Raw genomic sequence first — 25,507 nt, 5'->3', positions numbered from 1 at the left:
GATGCCAAAGTTCTTTATCCAGCGTCCGATCTTCGCGATCGTGATTTCCCTGCTGATCATGCTGGTCGGCGGGATCGCCCTGTTCAAGATGCCGGTCGAGCAGTATCCGCCGGTGTCGCCGCCGTCGGTGCAGATCCAGGCCACCTTCCCCGGCGCCTCGGCCGACACCATGCAGAACACCGTGGTGCAGGTGATCGAGCAGCAGATGACGGCGATCGACAACCTGCTCTACATGCAGTCGACCAGCGACGACACCGGCCGCTCGACCACCACCCTGACCTTCGCCGCCGGCACCGATCCCGACATCGCCCAGGTGCAGGTACAGAACAAGCTGCAGACCGCGGTGCCGCGCCTGCCGAGCGAGGTGCAGCAATCCGGCCTGCAGGTGACCAAGTCGACCTCGGACTTCCTGATGGTCGCGGCCTTCGTCTCGGACGACGACAGCATGACCAAGTTCGACATCGCCAACTACGTGGCCTCGAACATCCAGGATCCGCTCAGCCGCATCCCGGGCGTGGGCAGCATGAACCTGTTCGGCACCCAGTACGCGATGCGGGTCTGGATCGACCCAGTCAAGCTGACCAGCTACCAATTGACCCCGCTTGACGTGGCCGACGCCATCCGCGCCCAGAACGTGCAGATCGCCGGCGGTGCGCTGGGCGGCCTGCCGGCCGTCCCCGGCCAGACCCTGACCGCCACCATCAACCAGGCCACCATGCTGCGCACGCCCGACGAGTTCAAGCGCATCCTGCTCAAGGTGCAGCGGGACGGCTCGTCGGTGCGCATCGGCGACGTGGCGCGGGTCGCGCTCGGCCCCGAGAACTACAACGTCGACGTGCGCCTGAACGGCAAGTCGGCGTCGGGCCTGGGCATCCAGCTGGCGCCGAACGCCAATGCCCTCGAGACCGCGGAACGGGTGCGCGCGCGCCTCGAAGACCTGGGCCAGTTCTTCCCGCCCGGCTTGCGCACGGTCTACCCGAACGACGTCACGCCCTTCATCGAGGAATCGATCAGCGGCGTGGTGCACACCCTGATCGAGGGCATCGTGCTGGTGTTCCTGGTCATGTACCTGTTCCTGCAAAACTTCCGCGCCACCCTGATCCCGTCGATCACGGTGCCGGTGGTGCTGCTGGGGACCTTCGGCATCATGGCGGCGCTGGGCTTCACCGTCAATACGCTGTCGATGTTCGGCCTGGTGCTGTCGATCGGCCTGCTGGTCGACGACGCCATCGTGGTGGTCGAGAACGTCGAGCGGGTGATGCACGAGGATGGCTTGCCGCCGAAGGAAGCGACCGTCAAGGCCATGGGCCAGATCACCAGCGCGCTGATCGGCGTGGCCCTGGTGCTGTCGGCGGTGTTCGTGCCGGTGGCCTTCTCGAGCGGCACGGTGGGCGCGATCTACCGTGAATTCTCGCTGACGGTAGTGGCCTCGATGCTGCTGTCGGCCTTCATCGCGCTGACGCTCACGCCGGCCCTGTGCGCGACCATGCTCAAGCCGGTCGACCCCAACCACCATGAAAAGAAGGGTTTCTTCGGCTGGTTCAACCGTTCGTTCGACAACACGCGCGACCGCTACCTGGGCGGCGTGTCGCGCATCCTGAAACGGCGCGCCCTGTGGATGGTCGTGTACCTGGTCATGGTCGGGATCGTGATCGCCCTGTTCCTGCGCCTGCCGGGCGGCTTCCTGCCCAAGGAAGACCAGGGCTTCATGTTCGTCCAGGTGCAGACCCCGGCCGGCAGCAGCCAGGAAATCACCGGACACGTGCTGGAAGAGATCAGCAAGTACCTTCTGAACGAAGAAAAGGCGGTGGTCGAAGCAACCTTCATGACCAATGGCGCGTCGCAGCCGCAGCGCGGCCAGAACCAGGGCCGCCTGTTCGTGCGCCTGCGGCCATGGGACGAGCGCAAGGGCGACGAGCTGGGCGTCTCAAGCCTGGCCAGCCGCATCACCGCGCGCTACGCCAACTACCAGGGCGCGGTGATCAATACCGTCGAACCGCCGTCGATCCGCGGCCTGGGCTCGGCCACCGGCTTCAACCTGCAGCTGCAGGACCGCGGCGGCCTGGGCCACGAGGCCCTGGGCCAGGCGCGCGACCGGCTGCTCGAACTGGCTGCCAAGGACCAGCGACTGCAACGCGTGCGCTTCTCGGGGCAAGCCGACAACGCCACCTACAAGATCGACATCGACCGCGAGAAGGCGGCGGCGCTGGGCGTCGACCTGACCCAGGTCGACCAGACATTCTCGACCGCCTGGGGCTCGCGCTACATCAACAACTTCCTGGATACCGACAACCGCATCAAGCGTGTCTACATCCAGGCCGACGCCCAGTTCCGCATGAACCCGGACGACCTGCGCCACCTGTACGCAAGGAATGACGACGGCACCATGGTTCCCTTCTCGTCCTTTGCCACCGCGCGCTGGACCTGGGGCTCGCCGGCGATGGCGCGCTACAACGGCATCGAGTCGGCCGAGATCCAGGGCCAGCCGGCGCCAGGCTACAGCACCGGGGAAGCGATGGCCATCATGACCGAGCTGGTGGGGCAGCTCCCGCAGGGCATCGGCTATGAGTGGACCGGCATCTCGCTGCAGGAATCGCAGGCAGGCGCCCAGGCGCCGCTGCTGTACGCGCTGTCGATCCTGGTCGTCTTCCTGTGCCTGGCGGCGCTGTACGAAAGCTGGGCGATCCCGATCTCGGTGATCATGGTGGTGCCGATCGGCGTGCTCGGTGCGCTGGGCGCGGCCACCGCCTTCGGCATGGAAAACGACGTGTTCTTCCAGGTGGGCCTGCTGACCACCATCGGCCTGTCGGCCAAGAACGCGATCCTGATCGTCGAATTCGCGCGCGAGCTGCAGATGCAGGGCATGGACCTGGTGGAGGCGGCGCTGGAAGCCTCCAAGGTGCGTCTACGTCCGATCATCATGACCTCGATGGCCTTCATCCTCGGCGTGACGCCGCTGGCGATTTCGAGCGGCGCCGGTTCGGGCAGCCAGAACGCGCTGGGCATCGGCGTGATCGGCGGGATGCTGACGGCGACCTTCCTGGCGACCTTCCTGATCCCGCTGTTCTATGTACTGGTCGCGGGCCGTTCGAAGCCGCCGGTGGTCCATACGCCGCCGCCACCACCGGTGGCCCACGCGCCCAAGGCCGAAACACCGGATACAATGCCGGCTTCCCAATGAGACTGCCGTGAAACTGTTACTCGTCGAAGACAATGAACGCGTGGCCCGCTTCGTCAAGAAGGGGCTGACCGAGGCAGGCCATACGGTCGACCACGCCGACAATGGCCGCGACGGCATGTACCATGCCGTCAGCGAGCCTTACGACGCGATCGTCATGGACCGCATGCTGCCGGGCGGGATCGACGGCCTGGGCATCATCGAAGCGCTGCGCCAGCAGGGCAACCGGGTGCCGATCCTGATCCTCTCCGCGCTGGACGGCGTGGACGACCGCATCCGCGGCCTGCGGTCCGGCGGCGACGACTACCTGACCAAGCCGTTCGCCTTCGGCGAGCTGCTGGCGCGGCTCGACGCCCTGCTGCGCCGCTCGCAGAGCCAGGCGGTGGAAACCGTGATGAGCCTGGGCGATCTGTCGGTCGACATGCTGTCGCACCGCGTCACGCGCGCCGGCAAGCCGGTGGCGCTGCAGCCGCGCGAATTCAAGCTGCTGACCTATCTGCTGCGCCACGCGAACCAGGTGGTGACGCGCACCATGCTGCTCGAGAACGTGTGGGATTACCACTTCGACCCGCAGACCAACGTCATCGACGTCCACATCAGCAAGCTGCGCCAGAAGATCGACGCGGGTTTTGCGACCCCGCTGCTGCGCACCGTGCGCAATGCCGGCTATATGCTGACCGACCAGCCCTGAGGCATCTGTCTTGAACCTGCGCCTGCCCAGCTTTTCCGCCCGCACCATCGCGATCGGCTACGCCGTCGTCACCCTGCTGGTGCTGGCGATGTTCGCCGCGCCGCTGTGGTTCGCCTGGCACAAGAACATCGGCGAGGTGCGCACCCAGCTGCTCAAGTCGGACGCCCAGCACCTGCGCAATCTGTTCGAGCGCCAGGGGCCGCCGGCGCTGGCGGCGGCGATCGACAGCCAGGTCCATGGCGTCAACGATGGCGTGCGCAAGATCATGCTGTTCGTGGCGCCCGACGGCGCCAAGCTGGCCGGCAATCTGCCGGAATGGCCCGAGGGCGTGCCCGAGCGCGACGGCCTGTGCCAGGTGACGATCCGGGTCGACGACAAGCCGCGCAATGTGGAGCTGGTGCGGGTGACGCTGGAGGACGGCTATATGCTGCTGGTGGCCAGCAACCTGGATCGCTTCCAGCAGCTCGAGCGCCTGTTCGCCTATGGCCTGCTGGGTTGCGCGCTGGCGGTGCTGGTGGGCGCCGCGCTGGGCGGCGTGTTGATCCGCCGCGCGCTGCTTGGGCGGGTGCAGCGCATCAGCCAGACCACGGCCTCGATCATCGAGGGCAAGCTGTCGCACCGCCTGGTGGAGCCGCGCGACGGCGACGAACTGCAGCAACTGACCCGCACCGTAAACCGCATGCTGGACCAGATCGAGCATCTGGTGACGGGGGTGCAGGACGTGTCGAACGCGATCGCGCACGACCTGCGCACGCCGCTGTCGGAGCTGCGCGCGCGGCTCGAGGAGCTGTCGGTGGCGCGTCCGCCGAGCGAGGAAACCTTCGCCGAGATCGACGCCGCCATCGACGACGTCGATCGCGTGATGGGCATCTTCAACGCGCTGCTGCGCCTGGCCGAGATCGACAGCGGCAGCCGGCGCGGCGGTTTCATCGAGGTCGACCTGGCCGCGCTGGGCGCCGAAGTCACCGAATTCTACGGCCCGGTGGCCGAACTGAAGGACATCGACCTGGGCTTCGACGCACCCGAGGATTTGCGGGTGGTGGGCGACCCGGTGCTGCTGGCCCAGGCCCTGGGCAATATGGCCGACAACGCCCTGAAATATGCGCCGGTGCGCGGCGCGATCGCGATCACCGCGCGCCGCCTCGACGCCGACCGGGTGGCGGTGGTGGTGGCCGACAACGGCCCGGGCATTCCGGAACACGAGCGCACGCGCGTGATCGAGCGCTTCTACCGGGTCGACGCCAGCCGCGGCACGCCGGGCGTGGGCTTGGGCCTGAGCGTGGTCTCGGCGGTAGCGCGCCTGCATGGCGGCAGCCTGACGCTGGAAGACAACCATCCGGGCCTGCGCGCCACGCTGCTGCTGCACGCGAATCCGGCGGCGCAAACCTATTGAGGTTTCACCCCTGCGCGTTCGAGGATGGCGTCGATCGAGGCGCGCGCCTCTTTCATCACGCGGGGAACGTCGACACCGAGCAGGCGCCCGTCTCGCTTGCGCACGACGCCATCGACGATCACCGTATCGACGTTGGCCGGCGTGGCCGAATACACGATCAGGGCATAGGGGTCGCTGTCCTGGGTCAGGGCCATGTTCAGGGCGCCGGGATCGAGCAGGATCAGGTCGGCGCGCTTGCCGGGCGTGATCGAGCCGATCTGGTCGTCCATGCCGATCGAGCGCGCCGCCTCGATCGTGGCCAGTTCGAGGATGCGGCGCGGCGCGACCGCCGTTTCCTTTTTCCCGGCGCCGGATGCGGTGAGCGCGAGCAGGCGCATATTGGCGAACAGGTCGGCGCTGCCGGCCAGCGCCGTGCCGTCGATGCCCAGGCCGATGCGCCCGACGGCCGCGTAGTCATCCAGCACGGTCAGGCCATAGCCGACCCGTTGCTCGGTGACCGGCGTCAGCGACAGCGCACTGCCGGCCTTTCGAAACGCCGCCAGCTCGGCCGGCGTAGCGCCGGTAGCGTGCACGATCTGCACATCCGCGCCTAACAGGCCGCTGGCGGCCAGCGCGCCATTGCGCTTTCCCCCGGAATGCACCGACACCGGCAAGCCGAGCTTGCGCGCCGCCGCGATCTCGCGGCGGCCGGTCGCGGCCACGTCGGCCTTGCCCTCCCCCACACCGCGCCAGCCCAGCCCCAGCGTAACCCGCCCCGGCCGCGCCCGCGCCGCCGCGGCCGCGAGCAGCTCGAGGTCGACGCTCTCGGCCGCACCAAGATCGTCATGCGCGCCCGCCAGCAACCGCGCGCGAATACCGCTCTGCAGCAGCGCCTGTTCAGCCGCCTCGAGATGCGCCGGACTGCGCAGGTTATGAAAGAAATCGACGGTAGTCGTAACGCCCGACGCCAGGGTCTCGACCGCGCCGAAATAGGTGCCAATACGAACATCGTCCGGCGTGTAATGTCGCCCCAGCCGCTTCTTGAGCGCAAAATAATCAGTGTCAGGCGTATTCCGAAACTGCCCGCGCGCCGCACTGAGCCACAGATGGTTATGCGTATCGACCAGCCCCGGCAGCAAGATCATCCCACGCGCATCGATCCGCTCCGCCCCCGCCGCCTCGATCCCGCGCCCAACCGCAACAATCCTCCCATCCCTTACCAGCACATCCGCATCGCGTCGCTCGCCCAACTGCGGATCAAGACTAACGACATACGCGTTCTGAATCAGCAAGCCACTCGGCTGCCCAAAAACCGCCTGACACGACGCAAACAACAGCCCGAACACAACACAATGCAATAGACGCGGCATGGCAATTTCCAAACAATAAAATTGCCACCAATTCTACAACCCACCCCCGCCGAGCCGCGCGCGCTTACCGCCCCAAGCCCAATCCACAATTAGGGTCAGAGTAAAATTGTTTGACAACTTCAGTAAATCAATTGGCCAATAATTCGACTCCGACCCTAATTGTTAGGTAATATCTCTGATCGACCTGGGCATTAGCGTCGAGCTTATCGACAATCCAAGAAATTGTTCAATAAATCGACTCTGACCCTAATTCTTTGCGCCAGATTTGGCGCCATTTTTGTTGGCGATTGAGAACCAGTTAGAGCCGAGAACTACTCTTACCGATGATAGCGCTCGCACGAGCATAAAACAAAGAGGGTCAGTGTCGAATTGTTTGCCAATTTGCGAAAATCAATTGGCAAACAATTCAACTCTGACCCTCATTATTTCGCTGCCTGATTGCAGGCAGCTGTTCATCGGGTGTAGCTGCCGATCAAGCGGGGAAATTGCTCAATAATTCGACTCTGACCCTAATTGGGATTTAGCTGCCGAAGTAGCGGCCGGAGCGGTGCCAGACCATGACCATGCTGCTCATGGCCACGGCGCTCAGTGCCGACCAGCCGACCAGGTGCGGGGCTACCAGGCCGAGGGCGAGCAGCAGGATGACGCTGTCGATCATGACCTGGGTGCGGCCGGCGTTGATGCCGTACTTTTTTTGCAGCCACAGGGTGACGATGCCGGTGCCGCCGACGCCGGCGCCGTGGCGCGCCATGGCCAGGATGCCCATGCCGCAGAAGGTGCCGCCGCCCAGCGCCGCCACCGCGGGGTGGATGTGGTCGATCACCAGCACGAAAGGCATGATCTTGAGCAGGCCCATGATCAACGCGCTGCCAGCCAGCGACTTCAAGGTGAAAAGCGGGCCCATGAACAGGTAGCCGAACAGGAAGAACGGCACGTTGATCATCATGAACAAGGTGCCGACCGACAGCCCGCTCACATACGACGTCAGCAGCGCGATGCCGGCCACGCCGCCGGTGATCAGCTGGGCCGCCTGCAGCAGCACGATGCCGATCACGACGAACAGCACGCCGACGGCAATGCCGTAGACATCATCAAGTGGCGAATGCGGCTTGACCACGACTGCGCGCTGCGACGAAGACGCCGATCCGGGGAACATGGCAGACTGGCTCATCCGCGCACCGCCGCATCGACGACGATGGTGGCGATCGCCACGCGAACGGACAGGGTCCGCCGGGTGGCCGTGCAGGGGGTAGCGACGAGCGTAGAGCTGAAGTTCATGTTCCTTGAGATATAGAGGTAACAGGGATGCCGGCGCGCCGGGTAGGCGCAAATGCGCGAAACGCACGGGGTATGGTGTGCTTCGGGGCGCTATTATCGCTCATGTTGCGGCGCAATGTCGATACGCCGCGCATCGTGGCGTAGTAGATGAGAAACACCTGAACCAAGACACTTGTGCGGAGCACCATTCCGGTGCGCGCAACCCTGTTTCGGTGCGAGTCGTCCAGCCAAAATGCCCTATTCCGGTGCCCGCCCCGCCGCCAGCTCGCGCTCCAGGAACTCCACGCACACCCGCACCTTGGCCGAATTGCCCAGCCGCTGCGGGTACACAGCCCAGACATTGGCTTCCTGGCTGAAGTCGGGCAGCACCTGCACCAGCCGCCCGGCATCGAGATGGGGCTGGGCATGCCAGCGCGAGCGCAGGATGATGCCGGCGCCGTCGAGCGCCCAGCGCAGCGCGATCTCGCCATGGTTGGTGGACAGCGCGCCGGAGACCTTCACCGTCTCTTCGCCTCCGCGCGCGCGCAGCCGCCACACGCCGAACGGGTGGTCGCGCTCCTTGATCACCAGGCACTGGTGGCCGGACAGCTCCGGCAATGAGCGCGGCGTCCCATGCCGTGCGAGGTAATCCGGCGCCGCGCACAGGATGCGGTGGTTCGCCATCAGGCGGCGCGCGATCAGCTGCGGCGCGATCTCGTCGCCGATGCGCACGTCGAGATCGAAACCTTCGGCCACCGGATCGACCAGGCGGTCGAACACCTCGAACCGGATCTGCAGCGCCGGATAAGCGCGCACCAGCTTGGCGATGGCCGGCGCCACCACATTGCGCCCGAAGCCGAAGCTGCTGCAGATGCGCACCCGGCCACTGGGCTCGCGGCGCCGCTCCGATACCTCGTCGACCAGGTCGTCCAGGCTGTCCAGGATGGCCTGGGCCCGCCCGAAGGCCTGTTCCCCCTCCTCGGTGATGACGATGCGGCGCGTGGTGCGCTGGAACAGCCGCACGCCCAGCGCCTCCTCCAGCACGCCGATGCGCTTGCTCACATAAGCCGCCGACATGCCCAGTTCCGCGGCGGCCTGGGCGAACGAGCCCTTGCGCACGACGGTCACAAACACGCGCAAGTCGGCATTCTCAAGCAGATTATTCACAATTCGTGTTTCTTGCCGCCACGGAAAGCCATATTATAAACACCGTGTTTCGGATTATGCTGGGAACACTAAAACCAGCACCCAGGAGCACGCCACATGAACACCCACAAGATCGCAGTCATCGCCGGCGATGGCATCGGCAAGGAAGTCATGCCCGAGGGACTGCGCGCCCTCGAAGTGACCGCCCGCCGCTTCGGCATCCGCCTCGAATTCACCACCTTCGCCTGGGCCGACTGCGACTACTACGCCCAGCACGGCAAGATGATGCCGGACGACTGGCGCCAGCAGCTCGACGGCTTCGAAGCCATCTATTTCGGCGCCGTCGGCTGGCCCGACACGGTGCCCGACCACATCTCGCTGTGGGGTTCGCTGCTTAAATTCCGGCGCGAGTTCGACCAGTACGTCAACCTGCGCCCGGTGCGCCTGATGCCCGGCGTGCCATGCCCGCTGGCCAACAAGAAGCCGGGCGACATCGATTTCTACGTGGTGCGCGAAAACACCGAAGGCGAATACTCCTCGGTCGGCGGCAAGATGTTCGAAGGCACCGACCGCGAATTCGTGCTGCAGGAATCGGTCTTTACCCGCCACGGCACCGACCGCATTCTCAAGTACGCCTTCGATCTGGCCCAGCGCCGCCCGAAGAAACACCTGACCGCCGCCACCAAGTCGAACGGCATCTCGATCTCGATGCCCTACTGGGACGAACGCGTGGCTGCCATCGGCCAGCAGTATGGCGACGTCAAATGGGACAAGTACCACATCGACATCCTGTGCGCGCGCTTCGTGATCTCGCCCGAGCGCTTCGACGTGGTGGTGGCCTCGAACCTGTTCGGCGACATCCTCTCGGACCTCGGCCCGGCCTGCACCGGCACCATCGGCATCGCGCCGTCGGCCAACCTGAATCCGGAACGGACCTTCCCCTCCCTGTTCGAACCGGTGCACGGCTCGGCGCCCGACATCTACGGCAAGAACATCGCCAACCCGATCGCGATGATCTGGTCCGGCGCGATGATGCTCGAGTTCCTGGGCCAGGGCGACGCCAACTACACCGCCGCCCATGACGCCATGCTGGCCGCGATCGAACGCTGCCTGGTCGAGGGCCCGCGCACGCCGGACATGGGCGGCGAGGCCAATACCACCGAGGTGGGCCAGGCGGTCGCGCGCTACCTGGACAAGGACGACTGACCTGCGTCTGACCTGCGCCCGGCCTGCTTGCATGCCGGCCGAGCCGGTGCTACTGTCCACTGCACCACTGACATCCCACGAAAGGACAGCATGGCGCCGCATGACGCAAGCGAACCGGAATACGTCGGCTTCTGGCTCCGGGTAGGCGCCGCCCTCCTCGACACCATCCTGATGATGATGCTCACGGGGCCGCTGCTCTGGTACCTGTACGGGCCGGCCTACTGGCACGATCCGTCCTTCGACGGCGGCCTGGCCGACCTGTTCATCGGCTGGGTGCTGCCCGCCATCGTCATCATGCTGTTCTGGCTCGCGCGTTCGACCACGCCGGGCAAGATGGCCATCGACGCCGTCATCGTCGACGCCCGCACCGGCGCCAGGCCGAGTGCGCGCCAGTTCCTGGTGCGCTACATCGGCTACTTCGTCTCCAGCATCCCGCTGGGGCTCGGCCTGATCTGGGTCGGCATCGATGCGCGCAAGCAGGGCTGGCACGACAAGATGGCCGGCACGGTCGTGGTCAAGCGGCGCAGGCGCACGACGCCGCCGATCAAGCGGTAAGCCGCCGCATCTCGGCAATCAGGTCGGCCTTGCCCTCGAAGCCGACCCCCGGCAAGTCCGGCATCGTGATGTAGCCATTCTCGACCTTCACGCCGTCAGGGAAGCCGCCATACGGCTGGAACAGGTCGGGATAGGACTCGTTGCCGCCCAGCCCCAGCCCGGCCGCGATATTCAACGACATCTGATGCCCGCCGTGCGGAATGCAGCGGCTGGCCGACCAGCCATGCTGGCGCAGCATGTCGAGCGTGCGCAGGTATTCCACCAGCCCGTAGCTCAGCGCGCAGTCGAACTGCAGCCAGTCGCGGTCGGGACGCATGCCGCCGTGGCGGACCAGGTTGCGCGCGTCCTGCATCGAGAACAGGTTCTCGCCGGTGGCCATCGGCTTGTCGTAGTAGTTGCGCAGGGTGGCCTGCAGCTCGTAGTCGAGCGGATCGCCCGCTTCCTCGTACCAGAACAGATCGTACTGCGACAGCGCCTTGGCGTAGCGGATCGCGGTGTCCAGGTCGAAGCGGCCGTTGGCGTCCACCGCCAGCTTCTGGCCATCCCCCAGCACGCTCAGGATCGAATCGATGCGGCGCAGGTCTTCGTCGAGCGAGGCGCCGCCGATCTTCTTCTTGACTACCGTGTAGCCGCGATCCAGGTAGCTGCGCATCTCGTCCTTCAGCTTGCCGTGGTCCTGGCCCGGATAATAATAGCCGCCGGCCGCGTAGACGAACACCTTGCGATCCGGCTCGCCGTTGCCGTAACGCTCGGCCAGCAGCTGGAACAGCGGCTTGCCGGCGATTTTCGCGGTCGCGTCCCATACCGCCATGTCGATGGTGCCGATGGCCACCGAGCGCTCACCATGGCCGCCCGGCTTCTCGTTGGTGAACATCGCCTGCCACACCTTGTGCGGATCCAGGTTGTCACCGCTGGCGTCGACCAGCGACGCCGGGTCGGCCTCGAGGATGCGCGGGATGAAGCGCTCGCGCATCAGGGTGCCCTGGCCGTAGCGGCCGTTGGAATTGAAGCCGTAGCCGATCACCGGTTGCCCGTCGCGCACGACATCGGTCACCACGGCGACCACGCTCAGCGTCATCTTGCTGAAATCGATATAGGCGTTGCGGATCGGGGAGCTGATCGGGACGGTCTTTTCGCGGATTTCGACGATTCTCATCTGGTATTCCTTCGCATTGAACGAGCCACCAGATTATTCGCTTCAAAGGCGGTTATGATTGAGCCGGATTCACTAGATTATTAACCTGCGGTGAAAAACGACCTCGCCTCCCACCTCGAATTCTTCGTCCTGCTGGCACGCCACGGCAACCTGTCGGCCGCCGCGCGCGAGCTGGACCTGACCCCGCCCGCCGCCACCAAGCGCCTGGCGCAGCTGGAACAACACCTGGGCGTGCGCCTGGTCAACCGCACCACCCGCACCAGCAGCCTGACGCCGGAAGGCGAAACCTATCTGCACTACGCGACCCGGATCCTGGCCGAGCTGCGCGAGATGGAAGAAGCGGTGTCCAGCACGCGCTCGGTGCCGCGCGGCCTCTTGAAGGTGAACGCCTCGCTGGGCTTCGGGCGCACCGCGATCGCGCCGCTCGTCTCGAGCTTCGCCCAGCGCTATCCGCAGGTCGAGGTGCAGCTCGACGTCACCGACCGCCCGATCGACCTGGTCGCGAACGGCATCGACCTGGCGATCCGCTTCGGCGAGCTGCCCGACCAGCGCCTGGTGGCGCGCCGCATCATGTCGAACCGGCGCTTCCTGTGCGCCTCGCCGCGCTACCTCGAACGGCATGGAGAGCCGGGCAGCCTGGCCGACCTGGCACAGCACCGCTGCATCGTCCATCGCCAGAACGAGGACGCGCACGGCGTGTGGCGCCTGGTGCACGAGGGCCGTAATGTCTCGGTGAAGGTGCAGGGCACGCTATCGAGCAACGATGGCGACATCGTGCTTGGCTGGGCGCTGGACGGCCACGGCATCCTGGTGCGCTCGGAATGGGACTTGAAAAAATACGTCGACAGTGGCCGCCTGCGCATCGTGCTGCCGCAGTACGTGCAGCCGGCGGCCGACCTGTACGTGGTCTATCCGGGCGGACGCCGGCAATCGGCGCGGGCGCGCGCCTTCATCGATTTCCTGGCCGCGCAGTTCGCGCCGTCTTGAGTTGGCTCAGGCGCCGCCGGTCACCAGCATCGTGACGGCAGCCGCCAGCAGCACCGAGCTGAACGCCACCCGCAACAGCTTTGGCGGCAGGGTATGCGCCAGGTGCACGCCCCACGACACGGTCAGCACCCCGCCCAGCGCCAGCGGCAGGCCTACCTGCCAGTCGACCGCGCCGCTATGGCCATAGGTGGCCAGCGCCACGAAGGCGCCCGGCACCACCAGCGCCAGCGCCATGCCCTGGGCGCGCGTCTGCGGCATCTTGAACAGGCTCACCAGCGCCGGCACCACTACCATGCCGCCGCCGATCGTGAAGAAACCCGATACCGCGCCGCTGGCGATGCCGATCGCCGGCATCAGCCGGCGCGGCACTTCCCTCGCGGGCGGCGGGGGCGCGCCGGTCTTGCGCCGCGACGGCCAGCCGAAGTACAGCGCCAGCGCGAGCAGGAAAAGCGCGAAGGCGTAGTGCAGCACCTGGGCGTCGATCGCCACCGCGAAGCGCGCCGCCAGCCAGGCGGTCCCGATCGAGCACAGGCCGGCCACGCCGACCGAGCGCAGGTCGACCGGGTGCTTCTGGTGATAGCGCCAGAAGCCGATCGCCACGTTCGGCGCGATCATCACCAGCGCCGTGCCCTGGGCCAGGTGCTGGTTCATGCCGTACAACAGGCCCAGCACCGGAATGGCGATCAGGCCGCCGCCGATGCCCAGCATGCCGCCGGCGATGCCGAGCGTGGCGCCCAGGCCGAAGTTCAATGCAAGGTCAATCACCGAAATCATAGACAAAGCCAAAAACGCGACGGCCCCTCGCAAGGGGCCGTCGTATGGGAAGGATTACCGCCTTAGACGACCTGCGCCGCCGCCAGCGCCGTCATGTTGACGATGCGGCGCACGGTGGCGCTCGGGCTCAGGATGTGCACCGACTTGGCCGCGCCCAACAGGATCGGACCCACCGTCACGCCCTTGCCGCTGGCGACCTTGAGCACATTGAACAGGATGTTGGCCGCGTCCAGCGACGGCATCACCAGCAGGTTGGCGCTGCCCGTGTAGCCGGCGTCGATCCCGTAGATGTCGCGGATTTCCTGCGACAACGCGGCGTCGCCGTGGATCTCGCCGACCACCGCCAGCTCGGGGGACTGTTCGGCCAGCAGCGCGCGGGCTTCACGCATGCGGCGCGCCGACGGACGCTCGGACGAACCCTGCGAGGAGTGCGACAGCAGCGCCGCCTTCGGCTCCAGGCCGAAGTGCTGCAGGGCCTCGGCCGCCAGGCGGGTGATGGCCGCCAGTTCCCGGGCGCTCGGGGTCTCGTTGACGTAGGTGTCGGTGATGAACAGGGTCAGCTTGTCGAGCACCAGCGCGTTCATCGCGGCCAGCACTTCGGCGCCCGGCGCCACGCCGATTTCGTTCCTCACGTGTTCCAGGTGGCTGTCATAGCTGCCGGTCATGCCGCAGATCAGGGCGTCGACCTGGCCCGACTTCAGCAGGCGCGTGCCTTGCAGCGTGGTGTCGGCTTGCGCCGCGATGACCGTGTAGTCCACGCCCGCCTGCAGGCGCAGGCCGGCCTGCTTGACGGCGCGCGCGATCGCGGTCTCGTCGCCGATCAGCACCGGCTGGGCGATGCCCTCGTCCACCACCGCCTGCACCGCGCGCAGCACGCGCGGCTCGTTCGCTTCGGCGTAGGCCACCTTGCGCACATTGGCGCGCGCCTTGTTGAACACGGGCTTCATGAAGAAACCGGTGTGGTAGATCATCTCGCCCAGCTTGTCGCGGTAGGCGTCCATGTCGGCGATCGGACGGGTCGCCACGCCCGACTCGGCGGCCGCTTGCGCCACGCGCGGGGCAATCGCCGCCAGCAGCCGCGGATCGAACGGTTTCGGGATGATGTATTCAGGGCCGAAGGTCAGGTCCTGGCCTTCGTAGGCCAGCGCCACCACGTCGCTCGCCTCGGCTTCGGCCAGTTCGGCGATCGCGGTCACGCAGGCCAGCTTCATCTCGTCGGTGATGCGGGTCGCGCCGCAGTCCAGCGCGCCGCGGAAGATGTAAGGGAAACACAGCACGTTGTTGACCTGGTTCGGATAGTCCGAACGGCCGGTGGCGATGATGACGTCCGGACGCGCGGCCTTCGCTACTTCCGGACGGATTTCCGGTTCCGGATTGGCCAGGGCCAGGATCACCGGCTTGTCGGCCATGGTCTTGACCATGTCGCCGCTCAAGACGCCGGCGGTCGAGCAGCCCAGGAACACGTCGGCATCCTTGACGATGTCGCCCAGGGTGCGCGCATCGGTCGCCTGCGCATAGCGCGCCTTGTTGGCTTCCATATTCGCTTCGCGGCCCTGCCAGATCACGCCCTTCGAGTCGGTGACGTAGATGTTCGACTGCTTCACGCCCAGCAGCACCATCATGTCGAGGCAGGCGATGGCCGCCGCGCCGGCGCCCGAGGCCACCAGCTTGATCTGGCCGATGTCCTTGCCCACCACCTTCAGCGCATTGAGCAGCGCGGCGGTCGAGATGATCGCGGTGCCGTGCTGGTCGTCGTGGAAGACCGGGATGTTCATGCGCTCGCGCAGCTTCTTCTCGATGTAGAAGCATTCCGGCGCCTTGATGTCCTCCAGGTTGATGCCTCCCACGGTCGGCTCGAGCATGGCGATGGCGTCGACCAGCTTGTCCGGATCCAGTTCGTCCAGTTCCAGGTCGAACACGTCGACGCCGGCGAATTTCTTGAACAGGCAGCCCTTGCCTTCCATGACAGGCTTCGATGCCAGCGGTCCGATATTACCCAGGCCCAGCACCGCGGTGCCGTTCGTGATCACGGCCACCAGGTTGCCGCGCGAGGTGTAATCGAAGGCGGTCGCCGGGTCGGCGGCGATTTCCTCGCAGGCGTAGGCCACGCCCGGCGAGTAGGCCAGCGACAGGTCGCGCTGGTTCGACAGCGGCTTGGTGGCCACCACTTCGATCTTGCCGCGGGTCGGGCTGCGGTGGTATTCGAGCGCGTCGATGCGCAACTGGGTGTTCTGGGCTTCGTTCAGATTACTATCGGTACTCATGGTCTTCCTATAACTTGGATGTCGCGGCGTGGAAGGCGGCCTTCCATTCATGGGCAAACATTCTAGCCGAAGCGACACCATCGCGTGTGGACGCGGTTACGTACGGTCGTGCTGTTTTATGCGCCGCGCAGGCGTACGTACAGCAGCGCCGCGCCGGCGACGTCGCGCGCCAGCAGCAGCAAGGACACCATCAGGAACAGGCCGGCGGGCCGCGCCAGCACGGCGGGGAACAGGCAGGCCAGCACCAGCAGCGCCAGCCCGGCAAGATGCCAGCGCCACTGGCGCGCGGCCTGCGCCTCGCCCAGCACCGCCGACATCTTGGGGATGCGTTCGCGCGGCAGACGCTCGTCGTGGGCCAGGTGGTACCAGACCAGGAAGGGCACGATCTTGTACAGCATGCCGTTCACCGCCGACATCGCGCAGCCCACGATCACGAGCACGCCGGTGAGCAGGGGCAGCGCATCCACCGAATCGAAGACCAGCTCGAACGGAATGAAATGCAGCAGCGCCGCCAGCAGCAGGCAGCCCATCGCGAGCAGCCAGTAACGGGTCCCGGTATCCGGCTTGCGCTTGCGGCGCCCTAGCCAGGCCACCGTGGTGACCGCATAGTGCAGCAGAAGCGCGCCGATGCCGATCTCGCAGGCCAGGCGCCACCAGCCGGCGTCGAACAGCGTCGCCGCGCTCCAGCCGAACAGCAGCGCGAACACCAGCGGCGGCAGCCAGGTCTCGAGCAGGCGCGGATAGGTGGCCGTACCCTGGAACATCGGGATCACCTGGAACGACACGGTCGCCGTCAGCACGATCACCCAGCCGACCAGGCCCCAGGTGGCGTGGATGTCGGTGAGCAGCGGCGCGTTGAGGCTTCCCACTCCGCCTAAATAGAGCGCCAGCGCGGCGCCGATCGCGATCGTGATCGCCAGCGCCGCCGCCGCGTAGCGCACGCCTTCCACCAGCGGCTTCGCGCCCGCCGGCACCGGACGCGCGATGGCGGCCCCGATCGCGCTCAGGAACACAAAGCCGGCGCTGCCCAGCAGGCCCGCCGCGAGGTGAAACGCCGACGCGCCCAGGCCCAGGCCGAGCGCCGCGGCCAGCACGGCCGTGCCCAGCGCCAGCGCGCACCAGCAAAAGACCGCTACCTGCCGCGCCAGCGGCACCGCCACGCCCGCCGTCACCGGCAACAGCTGGAACAGTGCGCCGACGATCGTCATGGTCAGGAAACCCAGCACCACCAAGTGGGTCATGCTCAGCGTGACCGGGGTCCAGCGCAAGACCAGCGCCGCTTCGCCGTGCCACACCAGCAGCAGCGCCGCCGCCAGCGCGAAGCACGGCGCCGCCAGCATGAACGGCAGCGGCACCCGCAGCGCGGGCATCGCCGCGTAGCTCAGGGCGCGCTGCATGCCATCGCTTCGATCACGAGGTCGTAGCGGGCATCCGGCCGGCGCGTGGTGCGGTGGTCCCAGCCGCGCCGGTCGAGGATCTCGTACAGCGGAAACGGCTCGCGGTGGATCAGCACCTGCAGCCGGGCGCCCGGCGGCAGCACGGCAAGCGCATCGAGGATGCGCTCCATCGGCTCGGGCGCCGCCAGCGCCGAGACGTCGATCCGGACCGTGTCGGCGATGGCGTTCATGCCCCCTCCTCCAGCGTCGAGTGCTGCCAGCGCCAGGCATTCGTGGCCAGCCAGCCCGGCATCTCACCGTGCGCCTCCCCGCCGCCGGGAATCAGGTCGGCCAGGGTCACGCGATTGAGTTCGGCCAGATAGGCGGCGGTGGCCACCGCCAGCGACTGCTGCAGGCGGTCGTCAGGCTGGCGGCACGGCGGCCGCTCGCCATCCTGAGCACTGCGCTGAGCACTGCGCGGATCACTGCGCGCGCCGCGCGCCAGGCCGCGCTCGGTGCAGCGCACGACTTCGCCCAGGCGGATGTCGCGCGGCGCGCCGGCCAGGCGCATCCCGCCCAGGCGGCCGCGCGAGGTCTCGATCAGGCCCGACGCGGACAGCACGCAAGACACCTTGGCCAGGTGGTGGCGCGAAATGCCGTAGCGCTCGGCGATCTCGTTGATGGTCGCGATCCGCTCGCGGTGGTTGCCGAGGTAGACCAGCAGGCGCAGTGCGTTGTCGGTGAATTCGGTCAGGTGCATGTACATATGAACGCCTTCGTGGTTGGTTGATGACGGCGCGGCGTCAGCCTTCGTAGGCGCGCAGGCGCTCGATGTCGAGGATGGTGATGCTGCGCCCGGCGATGCCGACCATGCCCCGGTGGGCCATGTCGTGCAGCACGCGCGAAAAGTATTCGGGCGACAGCGACAGGCGCGACGCGATCATTTTCTTGCGCGCCGCCAGCGTCACCTCGGCGCCCTGCGCCGGATCGTCCTTGAGCAGGTAGCTGACGATGCGCTGGCTGCCGCTGCGCAGGGTATAGGATTCGACGTCCGAGATCAGGCCGTGCAGGCGCCGGCTCATGGACGCCAGCAGGCGCCGCGAGAAACCGGGATTGCGCTCGATCTGGGCGTAGATCGCGTGCTTCGAGATGTGCAGCAGCATGCTGTCGGCCAGCGTCTCGGCCTGGGTCATGTAGGGCCGCTCCATGAACAGCGGCGCCTCGCCGAAGCTCTGGCCGGGGCCGATCAGTTCGACCACCTTCTCGTCGCCTTCGCTCGAGACGATGGAGAGCTTGACGTCGCCGTAGATCACGGCGTGCAGGCCGCTGCAGGATTCGCCGCGCTCGACGACCACGCGGCCGCGTGGCACGTGCAGTTCGGTAGTCGCTTGCGCGAGCATGTCGAGCTGTTCGGACGAGAGGTCGGCGAACAGGGGCAGGGTTGCCAGGAACTGGCGGGGTGCGATGCGGAGTCGGCTCACGATAAATTCAGGGCGTAGCCCGTGGAAACGAACGAAACGGGGGCGCCTGGAACATCCGGCGCACCGGAAAGCGCATTCGCTCCAAAGCAGCGATTGCGCATGCCGCATCCTACAATTCGTTGACTAAACAAAAACTTGATGTGGATCAAAAACGCCCGAGCTAGCTGTGGAAATAGTCAATTAGGCCTAGAAACCGTACGTCGTCATGCCGACTGCCGCCGAAGCCGCCCCTGCCTACAATGGGGCCAACCGGAGGCCGACATGCAGGACATCGAAAAATTCATCCGCGGCTTCAGCCGCTTCCAGGAGCAATACCTGAAGGAGCCCACCGCGCTCGACAGCCTGCGCCAGGGCCAGCATCCGCGCACCCTGGTCATCGGCTGCTGCGATGCGCGGGTCGACCCGGCGCTGCTCACCGGCTGCGATCCGGGCGACATCTTCGTGGTGCGCAATATCGCCAACCTGGTGCCGCCGTGCGCCCCGGACGCCCCGCCGGGCGTCAGTTCGGCCATCGAGTTCGCGGTCTGCGGCCTGGAGGTGGCGCGCATCATCGTGCTCGGCCACGCGCGCTGCGGCGGGATACGCGCCCTGATGTCGGGCGCACGCATCAGCGAAGAGGCGGAGCAGACCGGCTTCGTCGCGCGCTGGATGCGGCTGGCCGAACCGGTGCGGCGCGACGTGCTGCGCGAACTGCACCACAAGCACGCCGACGAGCAGTGCCGCGCGGCCGAACTGGCCAGCATCCTGCATTCGCTCGACAACCTGTTGACCTATCCGTGGGTCCGCCGCCGCGTCGAGGCTGGTACACTAGCCATGCACGGCTGGTATTTCGACCTTGCCGCCGGCACCCTGCTCGCCTACTCGGCACGCAAGCAGGAATTCCTGCCCATCCTCGATCCCGTCGCGGTGAACGTGCCGCACGCCGCCTGAACCGCATGCCAGCCTACTCCGCCCTCGCACCCTTCCAACGCCTGTCCACCAAGATCGTCGGCGCCCTGATCGGCTTCCTGCTGCTGGCCCTGGCCGCGATCGGCGCCACCCTGTGGCTGTCGTGGCAGCTCGAAGGCGCGGCGGCCGCGATCAACGAAACCGGCAGCCTGCGCCGCCACAACTACCGGCTGGCGCTGGCCCTGCCGCGCACGCAGGAAGCGCCCGTCACCGACGCCTATGCGCGCGTCGAACGCCAGATCGCCACCATCGAAGCGACCCTGCAGCTGCTCGAACGCGGCGATCCACAGCGTCCGCTGGGATTGCCGCCGACGCCGGCGATCCACGGCGCCTTCCTCGACGTGGCGCGGCGCTGGGGCGGCCAGGTGCGGCCCAGCGCACGCCAGGTGCTGCAACTGGAGGGACCGGCGCGCATCGAGGCGCTGCGCCTGTTCGACAACCAGCTCGAAGACTACGTGGCCGACCTCGATCGCCTGGTCAACCTGATCGAACGCGACAACGAATTGCGCACCTTCTGGCTGCGCGCCTCGCAGCTGGTGCTGATCGCGCTGGCGATCGGCGGCACGGTGGCCCTGGTCTACCTGATGTTCGCGCTGATCATCGCGCCCGTGATGCGGCTGCGCGAAGGCATGCGCAGCATGGCCGGCAGCGACTTCGGGGTGCGCCTGGACGTCGAGAGCCGCGACGAATTCGGCCAGCTGTCGAGCGGCTTCAACGAAATGGCCGACCGCCTGCAGCACCTGTATTGCAACCTCGAAGACGAAGTAAGGCGCAAGACCGCCAGCCTCGAAGACAAGAACCGCGAACTGGCCCTGCTGTACGACTGCGCCGCCTTCCTGCAGCAGCGCCACACTTTGGCGACCATGTGCAGCGGCTTCCTGTCGCGTATCGCGGCCTATTTCGGCGCGGCCGGCAGCACCGTGCGCATCGTCGACCCGGCCAACGAGAACATGCACATGGTGGTGCACGACGGCCTGTCCAGCGAGATGGCCGAGGCCGAGCGCTGCATGAAGATCGGCGAATGCCTGTGCGGCGAAGCGGCGGCCCGGAAGATCTCGGTGGTGCACAGGCTGGAAGACATGCCGCAGATCGGCCCTCTGGCCTGCAGCCGCGAAGGTTTCGCCACCATCTCGGTGTTCCAGATCCACGCGCAAGACCAGCACGTCGGCCTGTTCAGCCTTCACTTCATGCAGGGGCGCAGCTTCAGCGAGCGCGAACAGGCCCTGCTCGAGACCTTGGCCAAGCTGGTCGGGGTGGCGATCGAGAACATGCGGCTGGCGGCGCGCGAGCGCGAGATGGCGATCTCGGAAGAACGCAACCTGGTCGCGCGCGGCCTGCACGACAGCATCGCGCAAGGCCTGAACTTCCTCAACCTGCAGGTACAGATGCTGGAAACCTCGCTCGCCGCGGGACGCGCTGCCGAGGCGGCCGAGATCGTGCCGCTGCTGCGCGCCGGGGTCCAGGAAAGCTACGAGGACGTGCGCGAGCTGCTGCTGAACTTCCGCAGCCGGCTGGCCGAGGAAGACCTGAACGCGGCCCTGCACAAGACGGTGCGCAAGTTCTCAACCCAAGCCGGCGTCGACACCGCGTTCTCGGTGCACGGCAAGGGCGGACCGCCGATCGAGCGCGAGGCGCAGCTGCAGATCCTGTTCATCGTCCAGGAAGCGCTGTCGAACGTGCGCAAGCACGCCCGCGCCAGCCGGGTCGAGGTACGGGTCGACGACGGCGACGACTACCTGGTGAACGTCCGGGACGACGGCGCCGGCTTCGACGCCGGCGCCAGGCCAGACGCCGACGGCGGCCACGTGGGCCTGCACATCATGGGCGAGCGCGCCGGCCGCATCGGCGCCAGCCTCGACATCGAATCGACGCCGGGGGCCGGGACCACGGTCCGGCTCCGGATCGGGCAGGCGCAGCGCCGCGCCGCTTGAATCAAAATGAAAGGAAGACTGAATGCCTAATGAAGGCGAAACGATCAGCGTGCTGCTGGTGGACGACCATACCCTGTTTCGCAGCGGCGTACGCTCGCTGTTGCAGCGCAATCCACGCTTCAATGTGGTGGGAGAAGCGGCCGACGGGGTCGATGGCGTCAAGCGCGCCCTGCAACTCAAGCCCGACGTCGTCCTGCTCGACCTGAACATGCCCGGCATGACGGGCATCGAGACCCTGCAGCTGATGCTGCAGGACCGGCCCGGCGCCGCGGTGCTGATGCTGACCGTGTCCGAGGAAGCCGAGGACCTGGCCGCGGCCCTGCAGGCCGGCGCGCGCGGCTACCTGCTCAAGAACATCGACGCCGATTACCTGACCCGCGCCGTGGAACGCGCGGCCGCCGGCGAATCGGTGCTGGCCGAGTCGCTGGCCGGCAAGCTGTTCGCCCACGTGCAGCGTGGCGGCGCAGCCAGGGCGCCTGCGCCGGCGTCGGAACTGGACAAGCTCACCCCGCGCGAGCGCGAGATCCTCGCCTGCCTGGCGCGCGGCGAGAGCAACAAGGTGATCGCCCGCGCCCTGGACCTGGCCGAGAGCACGGTCAAGATCCACGTCCAGAACATCCTCAAGAAGCTCGGGCTGTCGAGCCGGGTGCAGGCGGCGGTGTTCGCGGTGGAGCATGGCTTGCAGTCAGGGCAGGAGCGGCGCGAATAGGGTCTGACTGAGGGTGCGGGATCAGCAAAGTGTTTTGCGTTTGTACCGCGACCTCAGCACGTCATTCCCGCGAAGGCGGGAATCTAAGTTCGAAGCGCAGCCACTCCGTGAAAGGGCGGCAGTGGAGCATAAGACTTGGATTCCCGCCTTCGCGGGAATGACGTGCCGAGGCGGCGCGACTGAGCTGGGCCGGGCCGGGCCGGCCCATCTCACTCGCCGTCGAGCGCCATCCTCGCCTGGCTCGCCAGCTGGGCCAGCGTGAACGGCTTGGCCAGGGTCCGCGCCCGCTCCAGCATGCCTTCGACCGCCTCCACGTCGCGCGTATGCCCGCTGGTGAACAGCACCGGCAGGCCGGGCCGGCGCTGCAGCGCGCGGGCGGCGAGCTGGCGGCCGTCGAGTTCGGGCATCAGCACGTCGGTGAACAGCAGCGCAATGTCGGGATGCGCGTCGAGCAGGTGCAGGGCCGCCGCCGCGCCGTCCGCCACATGCACCACGTAGCCCAGCATCTGCAGCATCTCGGCCGACAGGCTGCGCACCGCCTCCTCGTCGTCCACCACCAGGACCACTTCGCCGTCGCGCGCGCGGACGATGTCCGGCGCCGCCGCCGGCTGCGCGGCCGTGCTGCCTGCCTCCAGGTGGCGCGGCAGGTACAGCTCGACCCGCGTGCCGGCGCCGGGCGTGGAGTCGATGCGCACCTGGCCGCCGGATTGCTTGACGAAGCCGTACACCTGGCTCAGGCCAAGTCCCGTGCCGCGCCCCACTTCCTTGGTGGTGAAGAAGGGCTCGAAGGCCTTGGCCAGCACGTCGCGCGGCATGCCGGCGCCGGTGTCGGCCACCGCGATCATCACGTAGTCGGCGGGTGCGGCATCGCCCAGCTCCACGAAGTCGTGGCGGTCGAGCACGCAGTTGGCGGTCTGGATCAGCAACTGGCCGCCATGCTCCATCGCGTCGCGCGCGTTCACCGCCAGGTTCAGGATCGCATGCTCCAGCTGGTTATGGTCGGCGTGCAGCAGCCACGGGGCGCCGCCCAGCTCCAGCTCGACGCGGATGCTGCCGCCGAGCGAATGCCGGATCAGCTCGGACATGCCGGCCACCAGATCGTTGGCGCAGACCGATACCGGCTGCAGCGGCTGCTGGCGCGAGAAGGCCAGCAGCCGCTGCGTCAGCTGGGCCGCGCGCCGCACGCCGCCCTTGGCGATGGCCACGTAATGCTGGGCGCGTTCGTCGCCCTCGCCCAGGCGCCGGCCGAGCAGCTCCATCGCGTTCGACACCACCGCCAGCATATTGTTGAAATCGTGGGCGATGCCGCCGGTGAGCTGGCCCACCGCCTCCATCTTCTGCGACTGGCGCAGCGCCTCTTCCATACGCGCGTGGCGTTCCAGTTCGCTCGCCACGCGCCGCTCGAGGGTGTCGTTCATGTCGCGCAGCGCCACCTCGGCGCGATGGCGCTCTGTGATGTCCTGGAACAGCACGGCGACCTGGCGCCGCTCGGGCGGCTCGATGCGCAGCGCCGCCAGTTCGAGGAAGCGCCCGGTGTGTTCAAGCTCGCGCTCGAAGCGGATCGGCTGGCCTTCGAGCAGCACCTGGCGGTAGATCTCGATCCAGCCCTCGGCCTCCAGCGGCACCATGTCCCGGACCCGTTGCCCGACCACGTCCTCGATGCCGGCATTGGCCGCATAGGCGGGGTTGGCCAGCACGTGCACATAGTCGCTCATCGGGCCATGGGGACCGTCCAGGAACTCGATCACGCAGAAGCCCTCGTCGATCGATTCGAACAGGGTGCGAAACAGGCGCTCGCTTTCCTGCAGCGCCGCCCGGGTCGCCCGCTGCTCGCTCAAGTCGAGCATGGCGCCGATCATGCGCCGCGCGCGGCCTTCGGCGTCGCGCAGCACGGTGCCGCGGTCAAAGATCTCGGCATAGCTGCCGTCGGCGCGCAGGAAGCGGTACTCGCCCGACCAGCTGCTGCCCTGGCTGTCGATCACCGCGTGGATGGTGCTGTCGATGCGCGGCCGGTCCTCGGGGTGGATGTGCTCGAGCCACCAGTCGGCGCTGGTCGCGTCGAACTGGTGGCCGAACAGCGTCTGCACCGCCTGGTTCCAGATCACGTGGCCGTCGGCCATATTCCAGTCCCAGATGGCATCATTGGTCGACAGCAGGGCAAGCCGGTAACGCTCCGCCGTCTCCTGCGTCTGCGCGGTGCCGCGCGCGGCGGCGGCCTCGCTCTCGCGCAGGCTGCGCCGGGCGGCGACCGTCGCGCTCACGTCCTGCACCGTGCACAGCAAGCCGTGCACGCGACCGGCGTCGTCGCGCAGCGGCGCGAATGCGAACGTCGCCCAGGCCTGCGCGGCGCCGCCAGCGCCAGGCAGCGCCAGCTCATCGACGCGGCTGCCCCGGCCATCGAGTGCCCGCAAGGCCGCAGGCCGCAGCGCATCCCAGGCGTCGCCCCAGGCTTCGGCGGCCGGCGCGCCGGGCCGCCGGTCGCCGGGCGACGGCAGCAAGGCGCCGCAGGCGTCGTTGGCGAGCAGCGCCAGCGCATCGCCCCAGGCCAGCCACATCGGCGCCGGGGATTCGAGGACCAGCGCAGCGGCCAGGCGCAGTGCAGAAGGCCATTCGCACGGGTCGCCCAGCGGCGAATCACGCCATTGCTGCTCGCTTAATCCTGCCTGGCGTAATACGGCTGTGTTCATCGATTGGTGCGGAAGTTAAGAAAATGGCTTAATGGCCAATACCACAAGGGATAGTACAGGAACAGCATAAAGTTGTCGCGCCGGAAAGTACCCGCCTGCGCTGCCAGATGGCGAGCCGATATCGCGACACGCTACCTATCCGCGCTAAATATTTCCCTAAAGAATCTAAATTTGATCTAGATCAACTTTTAGTCGCGACGCCGTTTGCTACACTGCGAGCACGCAGCCCAGCCCCCGCTGCCACTCCTCGTCGACGGGATCCGCGCATTGCAACGATGCGCACAAGCCATGCGAACCGACCGTCCGCGCCTCTCCCGGCAGCACACGATATGTCGTTCCACATCCCGGCCGCGCCGCCGCGCATGACGCATGGCGGCCGGCGTCACAACCCGAATTGCAGTACCCGAAACGAAGAAGTC

At 67.0% G+C, this 25,507-nt stretch carries 20 protein-coding genes; 9 read left to right on the top strand and 11 right to left on the bottom strand.

Annotated features, from left to right (window positions below; all coding sequences use genetic code 11):
* The first annotated feature begins 1 nt into the window (after position 1).
* From SOM28_RS01285 to SOM28_RS01275, 3 genes are read left to right on the top strand one after another with little or no spacing between them, the layout of a single operon-like run.
* Positions 2-3,181: an efflux RND transporter permease subunit gene (locus SOM28_RS01285; RefSeq protein WP_123067708.1), complete on the top strand. Its 3,180-nt coding sequence runs from the start codon at positions 2-4 to the stop codon at positions 3,179-3,181.
* Positions 3,182-3,188: 7 nt separating this feature from the next.
* Positions 3,189-3,869: a winged helix-turn-helix domain-containing protein gene (locus SOM28_RS01280; RefSeq protein WP_123067707.1), complete on the top strand. Its 681-nt coding sequence runs from the start codon at positions 3,189-3,191 to the stop codon at positions 3,867-3,869.
* Positions 3,870-3,879: 10 nt separating this feature from the next.
* A complete protein-coding gene (locus SOM28_RS01275) occupies positions 3,880-5,262 on the top strand; it encodes a sensor histidine kinase (RefSeq protein WP_123067706.1) in 1,383 nt (460 codons plus the stop codon).
* Here SOM28_RS01275 and SOM28_RS01270 read toward each other — a convergent pair.
* The 3 genes from SOM28_RS01270 to SOM28_RS01260 all read right to left on the bottom strand — a co-directional run bounded on the left by SOM28_RS01270 (position 5,256) and on the right by SOM28_RS01260 (position 9,035).
* Positions 5,256-6,386, bottom strand: coding sequence for an amidohydrolase family protein (locus tag SOM28_RS01270; protein ID WP_123067705.1), 1,131 nt, complete (start codon positions 6,384-6,386; stop codon positions 5,256-5,258). The genes SOM28_RS01275 and SOM28_RS01270 overlap by 7 nt on opposite strands.
* Positions 6,387-7,131: 745 nt before the next feature.
* Positions 7,132-7,782: a YitT family protein gene (locus SOM28_RS01265; protein WP_229415048.1), complete on the bottom strand. Its 651-nt coding sequence runs from the start codon at positions 7,780-7,782 to the stop codon at positions 7,132-7,134.
* Between the two features lie 344 nt (positions 7,783-8,126).
* Positions 8,127-9,035 (bottom strand): LysR substrate-binding domain-containing protein, encoded by a 909-nt coding sequence (locus SOM28_RS01260; protein WP_123071213.1) that lies wholly within the window; start codon positions 9,033-9,035, stop codon positions 8,127-8,129.
* A gap of 96 nt (positions 9,036-9,131) precedes the next feature.
* Between SOM28_RS01260 and SOM28_RS01255 the strand changes: the two genes are divergently transcribed.
* Both SOM28_RS01255 and SOM28_RS01250 read left to right on the top strand, forming a co-directional pair.
* Positions 9,132-10,220 carry a tartrate dehydrogenase gene (locus tag SOM28_RS01255; RefSeq protein WP_320466911.1) on the top strand — a complete coding sequence of 363 codons (1,089 nt, stop codon included), beginning with the start codon at positions 9,132-9,134 and terminating at the stop codon, positions 10,218-10,220.
* A 90-nt stretch (positions 10,221-10,310) separates the two neighbouring features.
* Entirely contained in the window at positions 10,311-10,775 is a 465-nt protein-coding gene (locus SOM28_RS01250; protein WP_320466910.1) for an RDD family protein, read from the top strand.
* Here SOM28_RS01250 and SOM28_RS01245 read toward each other — a convergent pair.
* Positions 10,765-11,931 carry a mandelate racemase/muconate lactonizing enzyme family protein gene (locus SOM28_RS01245; RefSeq protein WP_320466909.1) on the bottom strand — a complete coding sequence of 389 codons (1,167 nt, stop codon included), beginning with the start codon at positions 11,929-11,931 and terminating at the stop codon, positions 10,765-10,767. The two genes, SOM28_RS01250 and SOM28_RS01245, sit on opposite strands and share 11 nt — an antisense overlap.
* A 90-nt stretch (positions 11,932-12,021) precedes the next feature.
* Here SOM28_RS01245 and SOM28_RS01240 point away from each other — a divergent pair, with 90 nt between their 5' ends.
* The gene (locus tag SOM28_RS01240) at positions 12,022-12,918 is read left to right on the top strand and encodes a LysR family transcriptional regulator (RefSeq protein WP_320466908.1); all 897 of its coding nucleotides are present in this window, start codon (positions 12,022-12,024) and stop codon (positions 12,916-12,918) included.
* A 6-nt stretch (positions 12,919-12,924) separates the two neighbouring features.
* On the opposite strand, the gene SOM28_RS01235 is transcribed toward SOM28_RS01240, so the two are convergent.
* The 6 genes from SOM28_RS01235 to SOM28_RS01210 all read right to left on the bottom strand — a co-directional run bounded on the left by SOM28_RS01235 (position 12,925) and on the right by SOM28_RS01210 (position 18,816).
* Positions 12,925-13,692, bottom strand: a complete 768-nt coding sequence (locus SOM28_RS01235; RefSeq protein WP_320466907.1) for a sulfite exporter TauE/SafE family protein — start codon at positions 13,690-13,692, stop codon at positions 12,925-12,927.
* Between the two features lie 62 nt (positions 13,693-13,754).
* Positions 13,755-15,956, bottom strand: a complete 2,202-nt coding sequence (locus tag SOM28_RS01230; protein ID WP_147934108.1) for an NADP-dependent malic enzyme — start codon at positions 15,954-15,956, stop codon at positions 13,755-13,757.
* 116 nt (positions 15,957-16,072) lie between these two features.
* Positions 16,073-17,353 carry a permease gene (locus SOM28_RS01225; RefSeq protein ID WP_320466906.1) on the bottom strand — a complete coding sequence of 427 codons (1,281 nt, stop codon included), beginning with the start codon at positions 17,351-17,353 and terminating at the stop codon, positions 16,073-16,075.
* Positions 17,338-17,583 (bottom strand): DUF2249 domain-containing protein, encoded by a 246-nt coding sequence (locus tag SOM28_RS01220; protein ID WP_123068251.1) that lies wholly within the window; start codon positions 17,581-17,583, stop codon positions 17,338-17,340. The genes SOM28_RS01225 and SOM28_RS01220 overlap by 16 nt, the downstream gene beginning before the upstream one ends.
* Complete coding sequence (locus tag SOM28_RS01215; protein ID WP_229414843.1) at positions 17,580-18,098, bottom strand: Rrf2 family transcriptional regulator; 519 nt, start codon at positions 18,096-18,098, stop codon at positions 17,580-17,582. Before SOM28_RS01215 ends, SOM28_RS01220 begins: the two co-directional genes overlap by 4 nt.
* A gap of 37 nt (positions 18,099-18,135) precedes the next feature.
* Positions 18,136-18,816: a Crp/Fnr family transcriptional regulator gene (locus SOM28_RS01210; RefSeq protein ID WP_183407336.1), complete on the bottom strand. Its 681-nt coding sequence runs from the start codon at positions 18,814-18,816 to the stop codon at positions 18,136-18,138.
* 258 nt (positions 18,817-19,074) lie between these two features.
* Here SOM28_RS01210 and SOM28_RS01205 point away from each other — a divergent pair, with 258 nt between their 5' ends.
* The 3 genes from SOM28_RS01205 to SOM28_RS01195 are packed head-to-tail and all read left to right on the top strand — an operon-like array spanning position 19,075 to position 22,401.
* Positions 19,075-19,743: a carbonic anhydrase gene (locus tag SOM28_RS01205; protein WP_123068249.1), complete on the top strand. Its 669-nt coding sequence runs from the start codon at positions 19,075-19,077 to the stop codon at positions 19,741-19,743.
* A gap of 5 nt (positions 19,744-19,748) precedes the next feature.
* A complete protein-coding gene (locus tag SOM28_RS01200; protein ID WP_123068248.1) occupies positions 19,749-21,692 on the top strand; it encodes a type IV pili methyl-accepting chemotaxis transducer N-terminal domain-containing protein in 1,944 nt (647 codons plus the stop codon).
* 22 nt (positions 21,693-21,714) lie between these two features.
* Positions 21,715-22,401: a response regulator gene (locus SOM28_RS01195; protein ID WP_123068247.1), complete on the top strand. Its 687-nt coding sequence runs from the start codon at positions 21,715-21,717 to the stop codon at positions 22,399-22,401.
* 209 nt (positions 22,402-22,610) lie between these two features.
* On the opposite strand, the gene SOM28_RS01190 is transcribed toward SOM28_RS01195, so the two are convergent.
* A complete protein-coding gene (locus SOM28_RS01190; protein WP_320466905.1) occupies positions 22,611-25,088 on the bottom strand; it encodes an ATP-binding protein in 2,478 nt (825 codons plus the stop codon).
* Between the last annotated feature and the right edge of the window lie 419 nt (positions 25,089-25,507).

It is taken from the genome of Massilia sp. CFBP9026 (genome assembly GCF_034045165.1).
GTDB lineage: Bacteria > Pseudomonadota > Gammaproteobacteria > Burkholderiales > Burkholderiaceae_D > Telluria > Telluria arenae.
Note: the sequence above shows the minus strand (reverse complement) of the source record. Positions and strands in the feature narration are given on the sequence as shown.